We start from the raw sequence: 21,440 nt of genomic DNA, 5'->3' as shown, positions 1-21,440 counted from the left end.
AATTAAACCTTTAAACTATCTATTGCTTTTTTATAATCGCCACTTCCAAAAACATAACTACCTGCAACAACAATATCAACTCCTGCATCTTTTAACTCTTTTATATTTTTATCACTCACTCCACCATCAACTTCAATTAAACAGTTTGGATTTCTTTTATTTATAAGCTCTTTTAATTTTTTCACTCTTTCAATAACTGTTGGAATAAATTTCTGCCCACCAAATCCAGGGTTTACAGACATCAATAAAACCATATCTAAATCTTGTAGTAAATACTCTATATCTTCAACTTTTGTATGTGGGTTTAGTGTAATTGCTGGAGATATTTCTAAACTTCTAATTTTTTGAATAAGTCTATGAGGATGTTTTTCACTCTCTAAATGAAAAGATAAATATTTAGGTTTAAGAGGAGCAAATAAATCAACAAAAAAGTTGTTATTTTCTACCATCAAATGAATATCAAGTGGTTTTGTACTAGCCTTACTTACAGGTTCAACAACAACTGGTCCAATAGTAAGATTTGGTACAAAATGACCATCCATAACATCAACATGGACCAAATCACAACCAGCATCACAAATAGCTTTTATATCTCTTTCTAAATTCCCAAAATCAGCCGATAAAATAGATGGAGCAACTAACATTTCTTACCTTTTTTATAAAAATCAGGCAAAAGTATATCACTTTGAGGCTTTTATAAAGTATAAACCAATTTTTAGATAAGATTGACAAAAAATTTTATGGAACTATTTTATAAATGAAAAAATTTTTATCAATTTTAGCTTGTACTTTTTGCTTTGCTTCAACTGAACAAATACTTCTTGAAGCCCAAAAATTAGAGAATGAAGGTAATTTTAAAGAAGCTATGCTTTTATACAAAAAAGCTGCAACTATAAATAACAATAAAGAAGAAAAATATTTAAATGAAATAAATAAAACTTCACAAGAAAAAGGAAAAGAAACTAATTTAAAAAGAGCATTTTTTGAAAGACATATAGATAATGTTGATGATAATGAAACAGAAAAGAATTTAGAACAACTTGTAACAAAAGATTTTGGAATATATCCTTACAAAAAAAACTATATTCTTCCAACAACTTATACATTTAATAATATAGAAGATAGACATAATTTAGAAACCTCTTTTCAAATAAGTATAGAAAAACCTTTAGCTGAGAATTTTTTAGGACTAGATGAAACAGTTAGTATAGGATATACTCAAAAATCATTTTGGCAAACTACAAAACACTCATCTCCATTTAGAGAGACAAATTATGAACCTGAAATCTTTATTCAAATGCCTGTTAAAGACAATGACCATTTTAAACTTCTAAAAGCTTCATTTATGCACTCTTCAAATGGTAAAAAAGATGAGTTAAGTAGATCATTAAATAGAGTATATTTAGAAGGTTATTTTCAATTAGCAAATCTCTTTGTAGTTCCTAGAGTTTGGTACAGAATTCCTGAATCAAGTAAAGATGATGATAATCCTCATTTTACTAGATATTATGGATATGGTGACTTAAATTTTTTATATGCCTATAAACAACACACTTTTGAATTACTTTTAAGAAATAACCTAAGATTTGATAAAACAAATAAAGGTGCTGCTGAATTTAACTGGACTTTCCCCCTTCCAGAATTTATGGCATCAAAAAATAGTTATGGGCTTTTTCAAATTTTTCATGGATATGGACAAAGTTTAATTGATTATGATAGAGAGCTTACAAATGTAGGAATAGGTGTTGCTTTTTCAAGATAACTATTTTTTAGTTTTCATATTTTGAATATAGTAATAAATAGCCTCTATCTCATCTTCAACCAAAAAATATGTAGGCATAACATTTGCTTGATAAATAAGCTTATCACAAACCTGCTCTTTTTCAAATTTTAAATTTTCATTCTTTTTAGAGTTTATTTTTTTTGAAAAGATATCATATTCAACATATTTTATATCAGGGGCAACCAAACTACAATTAAACTCTTTTTTATTATTTGTTGTATGTTCATTTATTATATGTTTAAATTCAACTATTTTTTTCCCTCTAGCATCATCACCATGACAATTATTACAACCAATTCCTCTTGGATTATTAAATAACATTTTTCCATACTCATATTTAGTAATAAATGAGTTATTTATATCTAGTTCTTCTGGATTTATATTTTCTTCAGCAAATAAACTTAGAGATATTATTAAAATTATAAAATATTTTTTCATGTTACAAACCTAAATTATCTCTATTTTTTAAAAACCAATAAAGAGAGAAAATTAATCCTGGCGTCTTTGCCTTTGTCTCATCAAAAATAAACTCATCAACACTATTTGTATCAAGAAAAAACAACTCAATTTGCTCATCATTTACTCCACCACCACTATGAATTTTTTGGCTTTCATCAATAGTAGCAAAAAACAAATACTGTTTTGCTCCACTAATTCCAACATTTGTAAAAAATGATGTGATTTTTTTTAGATCTTGTAAATCAACCTTATATCCACACTCTTCATCAATCTCTTCAATAGCTATCTCTTCAATAGTTTTATCTTTATCAACAAGCCCTGCACAAAGTTCAAAGGTAAATTTAATATTTTCATCATTTAAATAAACAGGTATTCTAAACTGTTTTACAAGTAAAAAAGCTTTTTTTTGTGTATGATAAAGCAAAATTGATACACTATCATGACTTCTTACAGCTTCCCAAGTTTTTCTAACACCATTTTGAGTAAATTTAACCTTTATTGGTTTTATATAATTTGTCTCTTTTAATTCACAAATTTCTAAATTTTCTATTATATTTATCATCTATTTTCTTATATTTTTCTATATTCTAACAAAAAGTTTATTAAGGTAATTTTTTCAAGCTATTTACAAACATTTGAAAAATCCACAAAAAACTTACTTCCAACATCTTTTTTTGACTCTAAATTTAAAGTCAAACCATACTCTTGAGAAATACTTTTAACAATATCAAGCCCTATTCCAAAACCACCTTCACTATTTTCACCCCTCTTATATCGTTCAAAAATCTCTTTTACATCTTCTTCTTTTATACCTATACCAAAATCCTCAACTATTAAAATAGAATTTTGCAAAAAAATATTTATTTTAGACTCTTTTTTACTATATTTTATGGCATTTGAAATAATATTATTTACAACTCTTTGAGCTTTTGTTCTATCCATTTTTACAATACAACTACTAAGACTTTGAGTTATCTCTATATTCTTTAAAATTGCAATATCAGCAAAAAAATCTATACTTTCAATCAATAAATCTTTTAAATCAAACTCTACAATATGGTTATTTTTAAACTCATTAAAAGTTGCAAATTGAATATCATTATATATTTGTGAAATTTGTTTTGAACTACTTAAAATATATTTCATCATTTTATCACTATTTTTTCCACTCTTTAACATAGAAACAGAACTTAAAAGAACTGTTATTGGAGTATTTAACTCATGTGCTGAATCTTTTATAAATTTGTCCATATCCAAAACTCTTTTTTTTATAGGTTTTAAAAGTATTAAAGATAATAAATAACCAACAAAGGCTATAAATATAATTGATAAAAATAGAACTATAAAAATAATATATTTTAAATTTTTAATGTTATTATACTCTTGACAACTCTCCATAACTATATATTTTATTCCTATTTCATCTTCATTTATAGTTGTTATAAAATAGTTATATTTTAAGTTTGAAAAACTTTTTTTAGAAAAATCTATATTAAATTCTTCATCTAAATATGAAAAAACAATATTCTTATCCTTATCAAATAATGCATATTTTACATCTATATTTTCTAATTTTGAAGGATTAAATTTTTCATTTTTCATATATTTATCAACAATTCCACTCTTTATCTGCATGGAAGAGTTATAAAGTTCCATACTACAACTATTTTTCAAAGATTTAATCTCATTTGTATAATAAATATATAAAATTATACTTAATAAAAAAATAGTAGAAATTATATAAATAGCTAAAAACCCAAAAAGAGCTTTTTTCTCTTCTTTATTCAAATTTATAACCGACCCCTCTTATTGTAACTATTCTATTCTTTCCAATTATTTCTCTTAAACTCTTTATATATACTCTAATTGTAGCATCACTAGGAACTTCATCATAAGTCCAAATATTTGAAAACAACTCTTCATTTGAAATAACTCGCCCTTTATGGTTTATAAAATATCTTAAAATATCTCTCTCTTTTTGTGCAATATGTATTATCTTACCATCTTTGATTATTTGAGAAAGCTCTGGTTTAAAAATAAGAGTATTATCTAAAATAACACTATCTTCTTGAAGTAAAAATTCTCTTTTTAATTTAGAAATTCTAATATTTAACTCTTCAAGGTCAAAAGGTTTTCTAATATAATCATCAGCCCTATTTTCAAATGCTTTTTTTAAGTTATTTATATCTTGATATGCAGTTATTATGATAATTGGAATATTATTTTTATATCTATTTCGGAGTTCTATTAATACTTCAAGTCCTGATAAACTTGGAGTATTAATATCTAAAATTGCTAAATCAAATCTATTTTCTATAAGATTTTCTAAAGCATCTTGACCATTTTCACATAAAGTTACATTAAAGCCATTATCACTTAAAAAATCATTTAAAATATCACTTAAAGCAATATCATCTTCAAGAAGTAGAAGTTTCATTATTTAAAATTATCAAATACTAATGGTGCTTTTAAATCCAAAGTTCGTAAATGTTTCATTATTATTTGTAAATCATCAATATTTTTTCCAGTTATTCTTATAGTATCACCTTGATTTACTGCACTTACTTTTAGTTTTAAGTTTTTTATCTCTGTTTGAATTCTTTTTGCTTCATTTTTTTCAATACTATCAATTATTTTATAAGTATATTTTCTATTTCCTCCACTACTATCCTCTTTTTTTACCTCTTCTAGTGAATTTATACTTATTCCTCTTTTATTCATTTTTGAAATCATAATATCAAGCATTGCATCAATTTTATTATCACTTGCACTAACTAGGGTTATACTTTTAGCCCCAATATTCAGATCAATATCTTTTGTAATACCTTTAAAATCATATCTATTTTCAATCTCTTTTTGTGCTTGAATTACTGCATTTTTCATCTCTTGCATATCAAGTTTTGCTGAAATATCCAATGAATGTTCTTTTACTGCCATAATAACTTTCTCCTTAATCTTTTAAAATTCCAAAACATAATAACAAATAAGCAATAATTTGTAAAGTTCCACCAATTGGAGTAATTGCTCCTAAAACTGGCATATTTAATATTGTAAGTAAATATAGTGAGACACTAAATATTAAAGTTCCAATTACAATTAAATATAGACTTACTTTTATTTTTTTTGACTCTTTTTTCAATATATAAATCAATGTTGCAAAAAATAGCCCAAAAGTATTATAAAATTGATACTCTACACCTGTATGAAATATCTTTAACATCTCAGGTTCAAGTATTTTTTTAAGCCCATGAGCCCCAAAAGCCCCTAACATTATAGCAGTTGCCATAAATAAAGTAGCAAGTGATAAGAAATTCTTAGCTTTATTATCTATTATCAAAATTTATCCTTTATATCTAAATCCACTTCCCAAAAAAATTCTATCCAAATATCTGTTTTATTTATACTAAAATCTGGTTTTACTAAAGACTTATCTTTATAAAAAAGAGTTGCTATTTTAAACTCAACTTTTGGATATTTCTCTTTTAAAAGCTTTAAAACTTCTTGTAATGTTTTTCCACTATCAATAATATCATCAACTATTAAAACCTTTTTCAATCCATCCAAATTTGGAATATTAAAAATTTCAACACTATCTTTTTGTATTTTTCTATCATAAGAGATTGTGTTTATTGTAAAAAGATTTCTTTGATTAAGTACTTGTGACATAAAATGGGATAAAGTTAATCCACCTCTAGCTATACCTAAAATTGCATCTTCTTTAAAACCTTTAGATAAAGAGGTTAATTTTAAAGTATCATTTTTAAACATTTCATAACTATAATATAGTTTATTCAATAAATATTCCTTAATTATTTTAAAAATTAATTATACAAAAGCTTTTACTACAAATAGGTTAAATTGAGGGGGGAAAAGCTTTTAAGATATAAAAGACTAAAATAGATATATAAGAAGGGATAAAAGTTTAATAAAAGAATATATAAAAAAGCAAATTCAATTTAACTCAACTTTATAAGAATTAATAAATGTATTAAAGCTATTAACGCAAAGGGATAAAAGATTTATAAAAGAATAAAATGAAAAATAAATAAGAATAAAAGAGGTGGCTAAAAAGGATAAGAAACTAAAATAGCTATTACAGTAAAAAAGGAATAGATAGTAATTTAGGTAGATAAAATATATGAAATGTATTAATAACTCAAAAAGAAGATATAGTTTTTTAGATTTTATAAGTCCAAATAAAGATGGGAGAATCTAAATAATATGTAAAATAAGAAAAGAAAAATATAAAAAGAGAAAAAAGAAACCTAAAAAATAAAGTTAAAAACATAAGAATAAAGGGATCGAGAAGAATAGTTATGATAAGAATAAAAGAAGTTGAAAAGCTAAAAAAGGGGAAACAAGTAGGCAAGTAAAGCAAATACAGACTAAAGAGAAAAACAACAATAAAATAAGGAAAGGGAATGAGAGGGGAGTAGGTAAAAAAAGCTTAGCACGATATACTGATAATAGTATAAAGAGCTAAGCTTTTGTGTGTATGTAAAAACTCAAAAGAGCTGGCGGCGACCTACGTTTCCACAAGGGGACCCTGCAGTATTATCGGCGATGAAGTGCTTGACTGCCAGGTTCGGAATGGTACTGGGTATTTCCACTTCTCTTTAACCACCAACAAATTTGAGTAAAAAAAGTTAAAGTATAAATGCTTAAAGAATATTGTAATTCTAAAAGGATTAACTCTTTCTACTCAAATTGTGATATTTGAGAATCTAATGCTAAAGTCTTTATGCTTTCATATTTGTATAACTACATATAAATCAACAAATTAAACATAAGTAAAATATGCTTAATAAGATAGTAAACCAAAGAAATGATTAAAATAAGCCAAACGTTCTATTAGTACTGGTCAGCTAAAGGGCTTACACCCATTACACACCCAGCCTATCAACCAGCTAGTCTTGCTGGGAACTTCAGGGAAAGTTCATCTTAGAGTTGGCTTCGAGCTTAGATGCTTTCAGCTCTTATCACATCCCAACGTGGCTACCCAACGATGCTCTTGGCAGAACAATTGGTACACCAGTGGTTGGTTCATCCCGGTCCTCTCGTACTAGGGACAAATCTCTTCAACTTTCCTACGCCCACGGAAGATAGGGACCGAACTGTCTCACGACGTTCTGAACCCAGCTCGCGTACCGCTTTAAATGGCGAACAGCCATACCCTTGGGACCGACTACAGCCCCAGGATGCGATGAGCCGACATCGAGGTGCCAAACCTCCCCGTCGATGTGAGCTCTTGGGGGAGATCAGCCTGTTATCCCCGGCGTACCTTTTATCCTTTGAGCGATGGCCCTTCCACGCAGAACCACCGGATCACTATGACCGACTTTCGTCTCTGTTCGACTTGTTGGTCTCACAGTCAAGCTAGTTTATGCCATTATACTCAACAAGCGATTTCCAACCGCTTTGAACTAACCTTTGTAAGCCTCCGTTACTATTTAGGAGGCGACCGCCCCAGTCAAACTACCCACCAGACATTGTCCTGAAAGAGGATAACTCTTCGCAGTTAGTAACTCAAATATTCAAGGGTGGTATCTCAAGGATGGCTCCGACTCTACTGGCGTCTAGTCATCATAGCCTCCCACCTATCCTGCACATGAATATCCAAGCTACAGTGTCAAGCTGTAGTAAAGGTGCACGGGGTCTTTCCGTCTTTCCGCGGGTAGGAGGAATTTTCACCTCCACTACAATTTCACTGGATCCCTCTTTGAGACAGCTCCCATCTCGTTACGCCATTCATGCAGGTCAGTATTTAACTGACAAGGAATTTCGCTACCTTAGGACCGTTATAGTTACGGCCGCCGTTTACTCGGGCTTCGATCAAATGCTTCGCGTGAGCTGACATCATCAATTAACCTTCGAGCACCGGGCAGGCGTCACACCTTATACATCCACTTACGTGTTAGCAAAGTGCTGTGTTTTTGGTAAACAGTCGGGAGGGACTCTTTGTTGCAACCTCTTTAGCTTTTTGAAGCAAGTTCATATACCAAAGTAGGCACACCTTATACCGAAGATACGGTGCTAGTTTGCAGAGTTCCTTAAAGAGGGTTCTTCCACGCGCCTTAGAATACTCATCCCACCCACCTGTGTCGGTTTACGGTACGGGCAACATATAATATACTTAGTGGCTTTTCTTGGCACGACAGTATCATCGATTCTCCATCTCCTCCGAAGAGTGTCAAGAGCCTGTAAGATCTCGGTCTAACGTTAAGCGGATTTGCCTACTTAACAACCTACATCCTTCGAGCCACACTTCCATCCGTGACCTCGATTAACTCTATGCGTCCCCACATCGCGCTTATATGTTGGTATTGGAATATTAACCAATTTGCCATCGTCTACCCCTTTCGGACTCGACTTAGGACCCGACTAACCCTACGATGACGAGCATCGCGTAGGAAACCTTGGGTTTTCGGCGAAGGGGATTCTCACCCCTTTTAACGCTACTCATGCCTGCATGCTCACTTCTATCCGCTCCAGCACTCCTTACCGGTATACCTTCAACGCTGAATAGAACGCTCTCCTACCACTCAATTAAAATTGAATCTAAAGCTTCGGTGTACATCTTAGCCCCGTTATATTTTCCGCGCAGAATCACTAGACCAGTGAGCTGTTACGCTTTCTTTAAAGGATGGCTGCTTCTAAGCCAACCTCCTGGTTGTCACAGTAACTCCACATCGTTTTCCACTTAGATGTAACTTAGGGACCTTAGCTGTTAGTCTGGGTTGTTCCCCTCTCGACGACGGATTTTATCACCCACCGCCTGACTCCTGTGATTCCACATATAGTATTCATAGTTTGATAGGGTTTGGTACCGCGGTAAGCAGCCCTAGCCCATTCAGTGCTCTACCCCTATATGCTACAACACAAGGCTATACCTAAATATATTTCGGAGAGAACCAGCTATCACGAAGTTTGATTGGCCTTTCACCCCTATCCACAAGTCATCCCAAGACTTTTCAACGTCAGCGGGTTCGGTCCTCCACTGGCTCTTACACCAGCTTCAACCTGCTCATGGATAGATCACTTCGTTTCGGGTCTGCAGCATCTGACTATGTCGCCCTATTAAGACTCGCTTTCGCTACGGCTTCGCACTTGGCTTAACCTTGCCAGACACCACAACTCGCAGGCTCATTATGCAAAAGGCAGTCCATCACCCTGATAAATCATAGGGCTCTGAATGATTGTAAGCTAATGGTTTCAGGTTCTATTTCACTCTGCTCGCTGCAGTACTTTTCACCTTTCCCTCACGGTACTTGTTCACTATCGATCTGTAAGTAGTATTTAGGATTGGAGGGTGGTCCCCCCAGCTTCAGTCAAAATATCACGTGTTCCGACCTACTCAGGATACCATTAAAGTTATTGAGAATTTTAATTACAGGAGTTTCACCTTCTATGCTACACTTTTCCAAGTATTTCATCTATCCTCTTTAATCTTATATCATGGTCCTACAACCCCCAATGCAAGCATTGGGTTTGTCCTAATCCGCGTTCGCTCGCCGCTACTTACGGAATCTCTTTTGATTTCTCTTCCTCTAGCTACTGAGATGTTTCACTTCACTAGGTTTGCTCCCCGTAGGGTAATATAATTCTCATTATATTGGGTTGCCCCATTCAGAAATCCACGGATCAAAGCTCTTTGGCAGCTCCCCGTGGCTTATCGCAGCCTAATACGTCTTTCTTCGCCTCTTACAGTCTAGGCATCCACCATTAGCCCTTAATAGCTTATATACGGAGCCTAAAAAAATCTTACGATTTTATTCAGGTTCCTTTTTTCTTGCCTATAAATATAATTTCTTATATTTATAAATTTGATAATATTCTTTGGCTACTATCTTATTAAACATATATATCTCTATATACTCTAATAATCTAGTTGTGTTATCTATAGTTAATTTAATATCTCTATTAAATTTTAGATATGAAATTTTTTTGTTTTAAAATTAAATATTTCTATTTAACCTTACGAAAAAAATTAAAAGACTTTAACATTATATTTTTAAATATCTTTAGAAACTTCTATTTAAAGCTCTAATATAAATCTTATATCTCTATAAAACTTATATTAAATCTCTCTTTAGTGGTGGAGAATAGCGGGATCGAACCGCTGACCTCCTGCGTGCAAAGCAGGCGCTCTCCCAGCTGAGCTAATTCCCCACTCTAATCTTTTAAGATTATTTAATGGTGGGCCTATCAGGACTTGAACCTGAGACCTCACGATTATCAGTCGAGCGCTCTAGCCAGCTGAGCTATAGGCCCATTTCACCTATTTATCAAATAATCTTTATAAACCGAATATATTATCTTGATTTTCTTTTTTTCTCTTTTGAATCATTAAGAAACAAATCTTAATTCTATTCTCTGAAAGGAGGTGATCCAACCGCAGGTTCTCCTACGGTTACCTTGTTACGACTTCACCCCAGTCGCTGAATCCACTGTGGAAGGTAGCTATTTTAGCATCCCCGCTTCGAATGAGTTCAACTCCCATGGTGTGACGGGCGGTGAGTACAAGACCCGGGAACGTATTCACCGTAGCATAGCTGATCTACGATTACTAGCGATTCCAACTTCATGTAGTCGAGTTGCAGACTACAATCCGAACTGGGAGGTATTTTATAAGATTTGCTCCACATCACTGTATTGCCGCTCTTTGTATACCCCATTGTAGCACGTGTGTAGCCCTGGACGTAAGGGCCATGATGACTTGACGTCATCCTCACCTTCCTCCTACTTGCGTAGGCAGTCTCCTTAGAGTTCTCAGCCGAACTGTTAGCAACTAAGGACGAGGGTTGCGCTCGTTGCGGGACTTAACCCAACATCTCACGACACGAGCTGACGACAGCCGTGCAGCACCTGTATGCAAGTTTCTGCAAGCAGACACTAATCTATCTCTAAATCATTCTTACTATGTCAAGTCCAGGTAAGGTTCTTCGTGTATCGTCGAATTAAACCACATGCTCCACCGCTTGTGCGGGTCCCCGTCTATTCCTTTGAGTTTTAATCTTGCGACCGTACTCCCCAGGCGGTACACTTAATGTGTTAACTGCATTACTGCAAGATCTAGTCTCACAACAACTAGTGTACATCGTTTAGGGCGTGGACTACCAGGGTATCTAATCCTGTTTGCTCCCCACGCTTTCGCATCTCAGCGTCAATAATGTTCCAGTAGATCGCCTTCGCAATCGGTATTCCTTCTGATCTCTACGGATTTTACCCCTACACCAGAAATTCCATCTACCTCTCCCACATTCTAGATTAACAGTTTTCAAAGCAGTTCTATAGTTAAGCTATAGGATTTCACTTCAAACTTATCAATCCGCCTACATGCTCTTTACGCCCAGTGATTCCGAGTAACGCTTGCACCCCCCGTATTACCGCGGCTGCTGGCACGGAGTTAGCCGGTGCTTATTCATATAATACCGTCATTATCTTCTTATATAAAAGGAGTTTACGCACCGAAATGTGTCATCCTCCACGCGGCGTTGCTGCATCAGACTTTCGTCCATTGTGCAATATTCCCCACTGCTGCCTCCCGTAGGAGTCTGGACCGTGTCTCAGTTCCAGTGTGACTGATCATCCTCTCAAACCAGTTATGTGTCATTGTCTTGGTAGGCCATTACCCCACCAACTAACTGATACAATACAGGCCAATCTCTTACCGATAAATCTTTCCCTTATTAACTTATGTTAATAAGGAGTATAAGGTATTAGCAAACGTTTCCATTTGTTATCCCTTAGTAAGAGGCACATTACCTATACATTACTCACCCGTGCGCCACTTAGCTGACAACTATAGCAAGCTATAGCCCGTTCTCGTTCGACTTGCATGTGTTAAGCACGCCGCCAGCGTTCACTCTGAGCCAGGATCAAACTCTCCATAAATTTTTTATTCTATATTTAAAGTATGTATTTATATACATAAAAATTAAATATCTTTTATCTTTTTATAGTGTTTGAAACTGACATATTTTATAATTACTCTAAATTTCTCAATTTATTGTTAGTTACAAAATTATCACTCAAATTTATAGACAAGAATTTACTTCTTGTTCTTTTTTATTTTTTTTGAATATCAAGTTTAACATATTCGGTTTACAAAGATTACTTCACTTCTTCTTTACAAACTTACTTATCCTTTTAAAGATCGTAATTTTTAATAAAATTTAAATGGCTCCGGCACCTGGGATCGAACCAGGGACCAAATGATTAACAGTCATCTACTCTACCGCTGAGCTATGCCGGAATTTTTTCTATCCTCTTTAACCCTCTGGTCAAATTGGACGGGAATTATAGTAAATTTTTATCCTATTGTCAAGGGGTTTATTATTAAATTTAGCTTAAATTTATATTTTTCGATAATTTTAATATATTTGACTACCTTAGAGTAAAAAATTATCAATAATATTAGAGTTCCTATTTTATCTCAATTTAAATTTATTTTATAGCCAATACCAGAGATATTTAAAATTAAAACATCTTCAAACTTATTTCTAAGCCTTTTTATAAGATTTTTTAATCCATCTAAAGTAGATATATCTGTATAAACTAAAAGTTCATCATATAGACAAATTTTATTTCTATTTTTAACTAAATATTCAAATAGTAATTGTTCTTTTTGTGTTAAATTTATCTCTTGATTTTTAAATTTTAGAATTTTTGTAGAAAAAGAGTAACTATAAAACTCTCTTAATATTATCTCTTCATTTAAAATAACTTCAAATTTCTTCAACTCACTAATGGCTAATTCAAAAGCCTCCTTTAAATCTTTTCTATTTACAGGTTTAAGTAAATATTTTGTAAGTTTAAGTCCCATGGCTTCAAGTAAAAAAGATTTTTCACTATGAGCTGTTAAAACTATTATTTTTGTCATTAAATCTTTCTCTCTAATTTGCCTAGCTACTTCTAAACCACTAATCTTTGGTATATTTATATCAAGCAAAATAATATCAACTTTTTTTGTTCGATATATTTCCAAAGCTTCTTCTCCATCATTTGATTCAAAAACATTTTCATAAAACATTGATAAATATGAGACAAAATTCTCTCTGGCTTGATTTTCATCTTCCACTACTAAAACATTATATGTATATTTATTCATTCTTTAACCCCTAATTTTATTTTAAATTTTGCACCCTCTTTTCCATTTTCAACACTCAAATCTCCATTTAAACTATTTTGTAAAATCATTTTTGCTAAATAAAGCCCGACTCCTGTTCCTTTCGACTTATATTTTGTAGTAAAATATGGATCAAAAATTCTTTCAATAATTTTTTCATCTATTCCTAATGCATTATCTTCAACTATAATTATTACTTCATTATTTTTAGAAATCATATCAAAAATAATTTTAGAGTTTACTATATTATTCATATCAAAAGCATCTATTGCGTTATTTATTAATACTAATAAAACTTGTTGTAACTCTTCTCTTTGTCCATAAATTTCTAATTCACTTGATATATTATTTACAATCTCAATATTTTTTAAATTTATATGTCCTTGTACAATATTTAATGCTCTTTGTATAGCATCTGATATTTTAAAAAGAGTTCTTTGTTTATTTGGATTAAAAAAGTTTTGAAAATCATCTATAGTATGAGATAAATAGCTTGTAACATCTTCTATTTGAGATATTCCTTTTTCTATCTTTTCATCCATACAATTTTTTTCATTTAAATAAGCATCTAAAAGCATCAAAGTTGAATTTATTTGTGAGAGTGGTTGTCTCCATTGATGAGCAATATTTTGTATCATCTCTCCCATTTGTACTAATTTACTTTGTTGCATTAATAGAGCTTGTTGTTTTGTACTTTTTTCTATCTCTTTTTTAATCCTTTTTTCTAAACTATTATTTAATTCTTCTAATCTATTTTTTGCAAATCTTAAAGTTAAACCATTTTGTTTTAATAAACCTTCATTTTCTATTTGCTCTGTAATATCATGCCCTATATGAATAATATCTCCATTTGGAAGAGTAATATTTGTCCATTTAAGAACTAAAATTTTTCCATCTTTTCTTCTTGGATACAATACTTTATACTCATTTTTTTCCATTTTTGAAGCAAGTAACTCTTTTTGTATTTCTTCATTTGTATAAAATAAAGAAATTGGATTTTCATATTTTTGGAGTTCTTCTAAAGTCCAACCAAAAACCTTTTCACACTCTTTATTCCATAATACAACTTTTCCATTTTCATCAAAAGCATTTAATAAAACAGGAGCAATATCAAAAAGTTCTCTATATTTCTCTTCACTTAATTCAAGTTCTCTTTGAAAATCTTGTTTTTTCTTTGTCTCATCTCTTAATTTAATTATCCAATAAATAAAAATTATAACTATTCCAAAAAATATATAAAATAATATAGTTGATTTTAAAAATTCTTCTTGCATAATAAACTTTCTTATAAAATTTTTGTCATTATATTAAAATTCAAATCTAATTTCAAATTTGATACAATAAAATCTTATTTAAACCAAAGGATTTCGTATAAAAACTTTTCATAATTTAAAACTAAACGAAAATATTTTAAAAGCAATTGATGATTTAGGGTATAAAACTCCAACTCCTATTCAAGAAAAAGCTATTCCAATAGCTTTAAAAAATAGAGATATTATAGGCGTTGCAAAAAGCGGAACTGGGAAAAGTTGTGCATTTTTGCTCCCTATTTTAGAAAATTTAATAGAAAAAAAAGATGAAAATAGTGTTTTAAGAGCCTTAATCTTAGTTCCAACAAGAGAATTGGCAAAACAATTAGTAAATGCAATTGATGATTACTCAAAATATTTAGATATAAAAAGAGTTGCTATTTTTGGTGGAATTTCAAGTAAAGAACAAGAAAAAAAATTAACAAATGGAGTTGATATAGCTGTTGCAACAACAGGAAGATTACTTGAGCATATAAAAAATAATACTATAAACCTTTCTAGTGTAGAAAAAGTTGTTATTGATGAGCTTGATACTATGCTTGATATGGGATTTTTAGAAGAAGTTGAAAAAATCCTACCAAATATAGGAAAAAATAGACAAATTTCAATGTTTAGTGCAACAATAAACTCAACGGTTAAAAAACTTGCAAAAGAGTTTTTAAATAACCCTGTTGTAATTGAAGTTACAAACCAAAGAGAGCATGTTGAAAATATTGAACATCAAATAGTTCTTGTAGATGAAGAAAAAAAAGCTGAACTTTTATCATATTTGATTGGATCCAAAAATATAGCTCAAACTTTGGTTTTTGTAAATAAAAAGGCCCAAGCTGATAGTTTGGTAGAAAATCTAAATCTTGATGACTTAAAAGCCTCTTGTATTCATGGAGATATAAGACAAAGTAGTAGGGCTTTAGCTTTAAGAAAATTCAAAGAAAAAGAATTAAGAGTTTTAGTTTGTACAGATATTGCGGCAAGGGGAATTGATATAGAAAATCTTCCTTGTGTTATAAATTTTGCTCTACCTGAAACTGTAAATGACTTCACACATAGAGTTGGAAGAACAGCAAGAGCAGGAAATGATGGAGTTGCCATTACACTTTTAAGTGTAAAAGATTATAAAATAATGGCTGAAATTGAAAAAGAATTAATACTTAAAATTCCAAGAGTTGAGTTAAAAGGTTTTGAGACAACAGAAAAAAAACCAAGAGTAAAACAATCAAAGCCAAAATCTTTAAAAGAGAAAAAAATCAACTCTAAAAAAAGACAAATTGAAGATAAAACAAAATCTTCAAAATCTACTAAAACAAACAAAAAAAGAAAAATCACAAAAAGAGGTTAAACCTCTTTTTAAATTATTTTTAACTGAATTAAAGCTAATAAGAGTATACAAACAATAGCTAGAATAACTCCATAAATAGACCATTTTGAAAGATTTTCTTTAAAATAACATTTACCAATTATTACTCCACCAACTATTACTCCCAAATTCATAGTAATAAATACTAAAGTTGGAGTTTGTGCAAATATTTTATGTGCTTTGATATAAAAATAGATATTTGAAAAATTTAGAACTCCCAATAAAAGTCCAAATAACAGATATTTTATCTCTATTTTTCCTTTTAAAATCAAAATATATAAAAGTGAAATAAATGAAGATAAAACAAAAATTACAAAAAGTAACTCTACAAAGTTTATATCTTTATTTGTCGCAATTAACTTAAATAAAGTATCAATAATCCCATATCCTAAAAATACAGCTATTAAGTATAAAAAATTTGTTGATTTATTATTTGATTTTTTTCCTAAAATCAAAAAAATACTAAGAAAAGTTAAAAAAATAACAAAAGCTTTTATATATGTAAAATTCTCATTAAATATAAAAAAGCTAAAAATTATAGGAATAATCAACGATAATCTTTGAAAAATATCTGTTTTTGCAAGTCCAGAAATCTCTAAAGATTTGTGTAAAAAATAAAAAATTGTTGGAAGTAAAATAGCAACACAAATCACTAATTTATAATCAAAAATTGCAAAATTTATAGTTGAAATTGATAAATTAAAAAGATAATAGCTAAGAAAACTAGCCATTACATAATTTGCAAAAACCAAGACAAAAAGGCTTCGTTTTGTCTTGATTTTTAGATATTTTATATAAAATCCAACTAGTAAGGATGATATTAAACTAAGAATTAATACACTCATTTTTTATGATTTCCAATATTTTTTGGGATTATATTATAAGAAAGATAAATCTCAAACTAACTTTTACTCTTTTTTATGAGCAAATACACAAAAAAAGGAGCCCCAATAAAAGCAGTAACTACTCCTATTGGAAGAGCTGAAGCTGTTGGCAAAACCCTAGAAATCAAATCACAAAACACCAAAAAGACTCCACCAAAAAAGAGTGTTGGGAAAAATAGTTTTGTTGCACTTTGTTTATAGATTAGTTTTACAATATGAGGAATTACAAGTCCTACAAAACCAATTGGTCCAGTGAAACTAATACAAATACCTACACAAATTGTTATAAAAATTAGAAGTATTAGGATTATTTTATTTACATTCAAACCTTTTAAAAAAGCAGTATCATTTGAAATAAGAAGTAAATTTATACCATTTTTCATTTTATAAATAAAAATTATAAGACAAATAGAAGTAATTCCAACTATAAAAGTTGGAATAAATCCTACAGTATCAAGGCTACCTAAGGTAAATCTTACAATTGAATAATTCTCTTGTAAGTTGCTTATAAAAAATACAAGCATTAAAGCTGAACTATAAAAATATGATAAAGCAATTCCTATTAGAAGTATTGAGTTTGTAGAGTTTATAAGTCTTTTAGAGTTTAATTTTCTTGAAATTATAAACAAAATTAGAATTGTAACTAGTGAACCAAAAATACTAGAAAAAAATAGAGGTATAAATGGTAAAAAAACTATTGAAATAGCAGAAAAAAGAGTTGTTCCACTTGCAATTCCTAAAGTATAAGGAGTAATTAACTCATTTTTAAAAACTATTTGAAAAACTAATCCACTTAAAGCCAAAATTGAGCCAACAAAAAAAGCTAAAATAACTCTAGGAACTCTTAAATCCCAAAATACCATACTTAAACTATCATCTAAAAAGAAAATCTCTTTAAAATTTATTAAAATCTCTCCTACAAATGGAGCAAAAAATATTAAAAGAATAGAAAATAGATATAAAAAAATTTTCATAAATCTAGTACCAAATGAGAGTTTAAAAGCTTTATACTTTTTCCATAAAATCTATCTAAATTTTCTTGAGTAAAAAAATCTTTATGCGAACCAAAAAATTTCAAAGAGCCTTTTTCTAAAAATAGCACTTTAAAATCTTTTAAAGCATAGGCAAAATCAAGGTTATGAGTAATTATAATTTTTTGTTTTAATAAATCAGATTTTAAAATATTAAAAACATCTTTTACTCTATTTAAATCCAAATTTGCTGTTAATTCATCAAAAATTGTAATTTTTGCACTGTGTAAAATTGCACTTGCAAGAAGCAATATCTGCTGTTCACCTGAACTCAAAACCGAACAAGAGCTTAATTTAAGATTTTCAAGTTTTAATAAAAAAATAATATCTTCTAGTTCTTTTATATTTTTTTCTTCTATAATAGATAACTTTAAATACTCAAAAACTGTCATATATTCATCAAAAATCGAAAAAATACTAGGAATATAGTTTATAAACTTTGCTCTATCTAAAGCTTTTATATTTTTTACATTTTGATTTTCAAAAAATAGGTTTGAAGATGACAAAAGATTTGATAAAACTTTTGCTAAAGTAGATTTTCCTGCACCATTTTCCCCTAAAATAAGCAGGTTCTCACCTTGATTTAAAATAAAAGATATATCTTTTAAAATAAAATTATTGTAGTTTTTTAGCTCTAACATCTTCTAAAATACCTCTAAAATCATCTATAAAATTTTTAACTCTATGACTTGGAATACCAGAATATAATTTATCAATTATATAAATATTTTTCTCTTTACTTGCACTAACTGGCAGTTTTTCCCACATTTTTATATATTTTTCTTGAGTTATTTTATCATTTTCTAAAAATGGGGCTAAAAGCACAATAATATCAGGATTTAAAGTGATTATTTTTTCACTATTTATTACTGGTTGAGATTTTATGCTACTTTGATAAGCATTTTTATTTTGGCTTTTTTTAATAACATCCTCAAAATATACAAAATTTCCTGCTACAAAAATCTGATTTGATAGAGTGTTTTGAGGGCTAATTACTATTAAAATCTTTTGATTTTTAATAATATTTTCAAGTGATTTTAGACTACTATCTATTTCATCATTTAATCTTTTTGCTTCTTGTGTTTTTTGAAAAATATCTCCTAAATCCTTTATTGTATATTTTATATCTTCGATATTATCACTTTTATAAACCAAAGTTTTAAAGCCCAATTTTTCTAAATCAGAATTTAGTTTTTTATCATAACTTTGATTTATTAATACATTTGGATTTAGTTTTACGACTTTTTCCAAACTAACACTTCCATACCCCCCTACTTTTTGTACACTTTTTGAAATATCTGGATAATCGCAAAAATCTGTATTTGCTACAACTTTTCCCCCTAAACCCAAAGCAAAAACTATCTCATTTATTGCTGGGCTTAAAGTGATAATCCTCTCATTTGCTCCTAAAATATTTAAAAAAGAAAAATTAAAAAAGAGTAGAAAATATAGAAGTTTTTTCATCTTAGAAACTAGCCTTTAATCCAACAAATGCTGCTCTTTGACTTGTTGCATAACCATCAACTATTTGGTAATCTTTATTTAAAATATTATCAAGTTTTACATAAGTTGAGAAGTTTTTATTTATATCATAATCAACTAAAGTATTCCAAATTGTGTAGTTTCCAGTTTTTGCACCTTGCTTATTGTTAAAATCATATCTTTCTCCAATATATTCACCATTTATATTAAAGTGGAAATCTTTTAAACCATAATAATCAACTCCAAAACCAACTTTATCATTTGGTCTTCTTCCAAACTCTTGTTCATCTTTATTTTTTGCACTAAGTCTAGTGTAATTTAGATTTAAGAAGATGTCATCTATAATTGAGTTTTTATAAGCAACTTCAACACCTTTAAATCTACTTTTACCTTCTACATTTTGATTCATTCCATCATAAGAACCTGGTCCAGTCCATATCCAATTAATTAAATCCTCAATTTTTGTATTAAAATAAGTTACAGAGAAACCTTTATATTCAACTCCAACATCATAAGTTTTTGTTTTTTCAGGTTTTAAATTTATATTACCACTAGAAGCATCATACAATTGAAAAGTACTTGGAATATTATATCCAGTTCCATAGTTTGTACTAATATTCAAATCATCAACTATATATTGCTTTAAACCAATTTTTCCTGTTGTTTTATTGTCGAAATCACTATATTTATCATATCTTAAAGCTTCAGTTATAATTGTTTTATCATCAAAAAATTTATTTGTATTTGATATAAAAATAGCTTTATTATTGTACTCTTTATCTATATTTGCTTTATTTTCAAACTTTTTATAATCAGCCCCTAAAACTAAATTTGAAGTACTATTTAAATAATCAATATTTGTATTTACACCATACTCATTAATACTTCCTTTATACTTAGAAGTACCATCTGTATATTCTCTTTTAATATCTGTATAATTCGTATATACTTTTGAAAGAGCAATATCATTTCTATTTTCATAAGTTACATTTGCTAAATGAGTTTTTGTTTTAGCTGTATCTGTATTATTTGGGTCTGGATTATAAAAAGTGTCATATCCGTCAATATCAACTTTTGAATCTATAAACTCATAAGAAGTTGAAATTCTATTATTTTCATCAAAGTTATAACCTAACTTTGTATTTATAGTTGTATTTTCATAGCCATCTTTTTCATAATCTTTAGCTTTACTACTTTTTGGTGACATAGCAGAAAATCCACTTGTATCAACTCTTACAACTCCTAATTTCGCATCAAAATCATCTGTTTTATGTGAAATATTTGCTTTTGCAATTTTACTATCATATCTTCCATACTCAAAACTTGCACTTCCACTAGTTCCTTTTTGAGCCGATTTTGTGATGATATTTATAACTCCAGCACTAGCATCTGCTCCCCAAATACTACTTTGAGCACCTTTTATTACCTCAATTCTTTCAATATCATTTATCATCAAATGTTCAAAATTAGCACCATTTCCACTTGGATCATTATATCTTATACCATCAATTAAAACTAAAGTTTTATTTGAATCCATTCCTCTTAAAAAAACCGAAGTTTGTTGCCCTATTCCACCACTTGGTGAAACTTGAACCCCTGCAAGAGTTTGTAAAGCTTCAGCTACAGTTTTAAACTTTCGAGATTCTATATCTTCAGAAGTTATAACATCAACACTAGATGTAATATCTTTTAGTTTTTGTTGTGATTTTGTAGCACTTGTAATTACAATTTCATTTAAATTTGTAGTTTCATTTGAGTAAAGATTTGTTGCTAATAAAAGTCCAGCAACTAAGCTTGTAGTTATATTTTTTTTCATTTCTCTTCCTAAGTTTTATTTATAAATTATTTGTTGAATATTGTTTTATTGGCTTTAGCTCTGTTCTTTGTAAGCTATTTCTTATACTTGGTAATTTTTCTAAATAGTTTTTCTGTTTTGAGTAAAACTTATTTAATACAGCATTTGAACTTGCCATTAAAATACCAAAAAAGCTAAAATATCTTTTCAT

General features: G+C 29.6%; 18 protein-coding genes, 3 tRNA genes and 3 rRNA genes. 2 read left to right on the top strand and 22 right to left on the bottom strand.

Features of this window, described 5'->3' with window-relative positions:
* Nucleotides 1-2 precede the first annotated feature (2 nt).
* The gene (gene rpe, locus AFAEC_RS04960) at nucleotides 3-644 is read right to left on the bottom strand and encodes a ribulose-phosphate 3-epimerase (RefSeq protein WP_026805450.1); all 642 of its coding nucleotides are present in this window, start codon (nucleotides 642-644) and stop codon (nucleotides 3-5) included.
* 113 nt (nucleotides 645-757) lie between these two features.
* Here rpe and AFAEC_RS04955 point away from each other — a divergent pair, with 113 nt between their 5' ends.
* Nucleotides 758-1,762 carry a phospholipase A gene (locus AFAEC_RS04955; protein WP_026805449.1) on the top strand — a complete coding sequence of 335 codons (1,005 nt, stop codon included), beginning with the start codon at nucleotides 758-760 and terminating at the stop codon, nucleotides 1,760-1,762.
* Here AFAEC_RS04955 and AFAEC_RS04950 read toward each other — a convergent pair whose 3' ends face one another.
* From AFAEC_RS04950 to AFAEC_RS04880, 15 genes are all read right to left on the bottom strand, one after another.
* The gene (locus AFAEC_RS04950) at nucleotides 1,763-2,221 is read right to left on the bottom strand and encodes a cytochrome c family protein (RefSeq protein WP_026805448.1); all 459 of its coding nucleotides are present in this window, start codon (nucleotides 2,219-2,221) and stop codon (nucleotides 1,763-1,765) included.
* A gap of 1 nt (nucleotide 2,222) precedes the next feature.
* Nucleotides 2,223-2,804: an NUDIX domain-containing protein gene (locus AFAEC_RS04945; RefSeq protein WP_026805447.1), complete on the bottom strand. Its 582-nt coding sequence runs from the start codon at nucleotides 2,802-2,804 to the stop codon at nucleotides 2,223-2,225.
* Nucleotides 2,805-2,863: 59 nt separating this feature from the next.
* Nucleotides 2,864-4,030 (bottom strand): sensor histidine kinase, encoded by a 1,167-nt coding sequence (locus AFAEC_RS04940; RefSeq protein WP_026805446.1) that lies wholly within the window; start codon nucleotides 4,028-4,030, stop codon nucleotides 2,864-2,866.
* The gene (locus AFAEC_RS04935; RefSeq protein WP_026805445.1) at nucleotides 4,023-4,679 is read right to left on the bottom strand and encodes a response regulator transcription factor; all 657 of its coding nucleotides are present in this window, start codon (nucleotides 4,677-4,679) and stop codon (nucleotides 4,023-4,025) included. The genes AFAEC_RS04940 and AFAEC_RS04935 overlap by 8 nt, the downstream gene beginning before the upstream one ends.
* Nucleotides 4,679-5,179 (bottom strand): YajQ family cyclic di-GMP-binding protein, encoded by a 501-nt coding sequence (locus tag AFAEC_RS04930; RefSeq protein WP_026805444.1) that lies wholly within the window; start codon nucleotides 5,177-5,179, stop codon nucleotides 4,679-4,681. Before AFAEC_RS04930 ends, AFAEC_RS04935 begins: the two co-directional genes overlap by 1 nt.
* Nucleotides 5,180-5,192: 13 nt before the next feature.
* Nucleotides 5,193-5,579, bottom strand: a complete 387-nt coding sequence (locus AFAEC_RS04925; RefSeq protein ID WP_026805443.1) for a DUF423 domain-containing protein — start codon at nucleotides 5,577-5,579, stop codon at nucleotides 5,193-5,195.
* The gene (locus tag AFAEC_RS04920) at nucleotides 5,576-6,037 is read right to left on the bottom strand and encodes a phosphoribosyltransferase (protein WP_026805442.1); all 462 of its coding nucleotides are present in this window, start codon (nucleotides 6,035-6,037) and stop codon (nucleotides 5,576-5,578) included. The genes AFAEC_RS04925 and AFAEC_RS04920 overlap by 4 nt, the downstream gene beginning before the upstream one ends.
* A gap of 717 nt (nucleotides 6,038-6,754) precedes the next feature.
* Nucleotides 6,755-6,870 (bottom strand): 5S ribosomal RNA (gene rrf / locus AFAEC_RS04915).
* Nucleotides 6,871-7,072: 202 nt separating this feature from the next.
* Nucleotides 7,073-9,985, bottom strand: a 23S ribosomal RNA gene (locus AFAEC_RS04910).
* A 350-nt stretch (nucleotides 9,986-10,335) separates the two neighbouring features.
* Nucleotides 10,336-10,411 (bottom strand) — tRNA-Ala (locus AFAEC_RS04905).
* Between the two features lie 25 nt (nucleotides 10,412-10,436).
* Nucleotides 10,437-10,513 (bottom strand) — tRNA-Ile (locus tag AFAEC_RS04900).
* A gap of 105 nt (nucleotides 10,514-10,618) precedes the next feature.
* Nucleotides 10,619-12,136: ribosomal RNA gene (locus tag AFAEC_RS04895) — 16S ribosomal RNA — on the bottom strand.
* Together the 16S, 23S and 5S rRNA genes with 3 tRNA genes alongside form the textbook arrangement of a ribosomal RNA operon.
* A 286-nt stretch (nucleotides 12,137-12,422) precedes the next feature.
* Nucleotides 12,423-12,497, bottom strand: a tRNA-Asn gene (locus AFAEC_RS04890).
* A 180-nt stretch (nucleotides 12,498-12,677) separates the two neighbouring features.
* Nucleotides 12,678-13,352 carry a response regulator transcription factor gene (locus AFAEC_RS04885; protein ID WP_026805744.1) on the bottom strand — a complete coding sequence of 225 codons (675 nt, stop codon included), beginning with the start codon at nucleotides 13,350-13,352 and terminating at the stop codon, nucleotides 12,678-12,680.
* Complete coding sequence (locus AFAEC_RS04880) at nucleotides 13,349-14,644, bottom strand: PAS domain-containing sensor histidine kinase (RefSeq protein WP_051487539.1); 1,296 nt, start codon at nucleotides 14,642-14,644, stop codon at nucleotides 13,349-13,351. Before AFAEC_RS04880 ends, AFAEC_RS04885 begins: the two co-directional genes overlap by 4 nt.
* Before the next feature lie 97 nt (nucleotides 14,645-14,741).
* Here AFAEC_RS04880 and AFAEC_RS04875 point away from each other — a divergent pair, with 97 nt between their 5' ends.
* Entirely contained in the window at nucleotides 14,742-16,019 is a 1,278-nt protein-coding gene (locus AFAEC_RS04875; protein ID WP_323848059.1) for a DEAD/DEAH box helicase, read from the top strand.
* An 8-nt stretch (nucleotides 16,020-16,027) separates the two neighbouring features.
* Here AFAEC_RS04875 and AFAEC_RS04870 read toward each other — a convergent pair whose 3' ends face one another.
* The 6 genes from AFAEC_RS04870 to AFAEC_RS04845 are packed head-to-tail and all read right to left on the bottom strand — an operon-like array spanning nucleotide 16,028 to nucleotide 21,440.
* Nucleotides 16,028-16,882 (bottom strand): hypothetical protein, encoded by an 855-nt coding sequence (locus tag AFAEC_RS04870; RefSeq protein WP_026805746.1) that lies wholly within the window; start codon nucleotides 16,880-16,882, stop codon nucleotides 16,028-16,030.
* Nucleotides 16,883-16,938: 56 nt separating this feature from the next.
* Nucleotides 16,939-17,895 carry a FecCD family ABC transporter permease gene (locus tag AFAEC_RS04865; RefSeq protein WP_026805747.1) on the bottom strand — a complete coding sequence of 319 codons (957 nt, stop codon included), beginning with the start codon at nucleotides 17,893-17,895 and terminating at the stop codon, nucleotides 16,939-16,941.
* A complete protein-coding gene (locus AFAEC_RS04860; RefSeq protein WP_026805748.1) occupies nucleotides 17,892-18,593 on the bottom strand; it encodes an ATP-binding cassette domain-containing protein in 702 nt (233 codons plus the stop codon). Before AFAEC_RS04860 ends, AFAEC_RS04865 begins: the two co-directional genes overlap by 4 nt.
* The gene (locus AFAEC_RS04855; RefSeq protein ID WP_026805749.1) at nucleotides 18,568-19,416 is read right to left on the bottom strand and encodes an ABC transporter substrate-binding protein; all 849 of its coding nucleotides are present in this window, start codon (nucleotides 19,414-19,416) and stop codon (nucleotides 18,568-18,570) included. The genes AFAEC_RS04860 and AFAEC_RS04855 overlap by 26 nt, the downstream gene beginning before the upstream one ends.
* 1 nt (nucleotide 19,417) lies before the next feature.
* Entirely contained in the window at nucleotides 19,418-21,250 is a 1,833-nt protein-coding gene (locus tag AFAEC_RS04850; protein ID WP_026805750.1) for a TonB-dependent receptor plug domain-containing protein, read from the bottom strand.
* A 19-nt stretch (nucleotides 21,251-21,269) separates the two neighbouring features.
* Nucleotides 21,270-21,440 (bottom strand): hypothetical protein, encoded by a 171-nt coding sequence (locus AFAEC_RS04845; RefSeq protein WP_154656342.1) that lies wholly within the window; start codon nucleotides 21,438-21,440, stop codon nucleotides 21,270-21,272.

This window comes from Aliarcobacter faecis (assembly GCF_013201705.1).
In the GTDB taxonomy this organism is placed as follows: Bacteria; Campylobacterota; Campylobacteria; order Campylobacterales; family Arcobacteraceae; genus Aliarcobacter; species Aliarcobacter faecis.
The sequence above is the reverse complement of the archived record's forward strand: the minus strand, read 5'-3'. Positions and strand labels throughout refer to the sequence as shown.

Excerpts from the sequence above, each read along its gene's own strand:
- AFAEC_RS04860 (WP_026805748.1), bottom strand. The coding sequence starts at position 18,593 with ATGTTAGAGCTAAAAAACTACAATAATTTTATTTTAAAAGATATATCT.
- AFAEC_RS04870 (WP_026805746.1), bottom strand. The coding sequence starts at position 16,882 with ATGAGTGTATTAATTCTTAGTTTAATATCATCCTTACTAGTTGGATTT.
- AFAEC_RS04855 (WP_026805749.1), bottom strand. The coding sequence starts at position 19,416 with ATGAAAAAACTTCTATATTTTCTACTCTTTTTTAATTTTTCTTTTTTA.
- rpe (WP_026805450.1), bottom strand. The coding sequence starts at position 644 with ATGTTAGTTGCTCCATCTATTTTATCGGCTGATTTTGGGAATTTAGAA.
- AFAEC_RS04955 (WP_026805449.1), top strand. The coding sequence starts at position 758 with ATGAAAAAATTTTTATCAATTTTAGCTTGTACTTTTTGCTTTGCTTCA.
- AFAEC_RS04935 (WP_026805445.1), bottom strand. The coding sequence starts at position 4,679 with ATGAAACTTCTACTTCTTGAAGATGATATTGCTTTAAGTGATATTTTA.
- AFAEC_RS04885 (WP_026805744.1), bottom strand. The coding sequence starts at position 13,352 with ATGAATAAATATACATATAATGTTTTAGTAGTGGAAGATGAAAATCAA.
- AFAEC_RS04950 (WP_026805448.1), bottom strand. The coding sequence starts at position 2,221 with ATGAAAAAATATTTTATAATTTTAATAATATCTCTAAGTTTATTTGCT.
- AFAEC_RS04850 (WP_026805750.1), bottom strand. The coding sequence starts at position 21,250 with ATGAAAAAAAATATAACTACAAGCTTAGTTGCTGGACTTTTATTAGCA.
- AFAEC_RS04845 (WP_154656342.1), bottom strand. The coding sequence starts at position 21,440 with ATGAAAAGATATTTTAGCTTTTTTGGTATTTTAATGGCAAGTTCAAAT.
- AFAEC_RS04880 (WP_051487539.1), bottom strand. The coding sequence starts at position 14,644 with ATGCAAGAAGAATTTTTAAAATCAACTATATTATTTTATATATTTTTT.
- AFAEC_RS04930 (WP_026805444.1), bottom strand. The coding sequence starts at position 5,179 with ATGGCAGTAAAAGAACATTCATTGGATATTTCAGCAAAACTTGATATG.
- AFAEC_RS04865 (WP_026805747.1), bottom strand. The coding sequence starts at position 17,895 with ATGAAAATTTTTTTATATCTATTTTCTATTCTTTTAATATTTTTTGCT.
- AFAEC_RS04945 (WP_026805447.1), bottom strand. The coding sequence starts at position 2,804 with ATGATAAATATAATAGAAAATTTAGAAATTTGTGAATTAAAAGAGACA.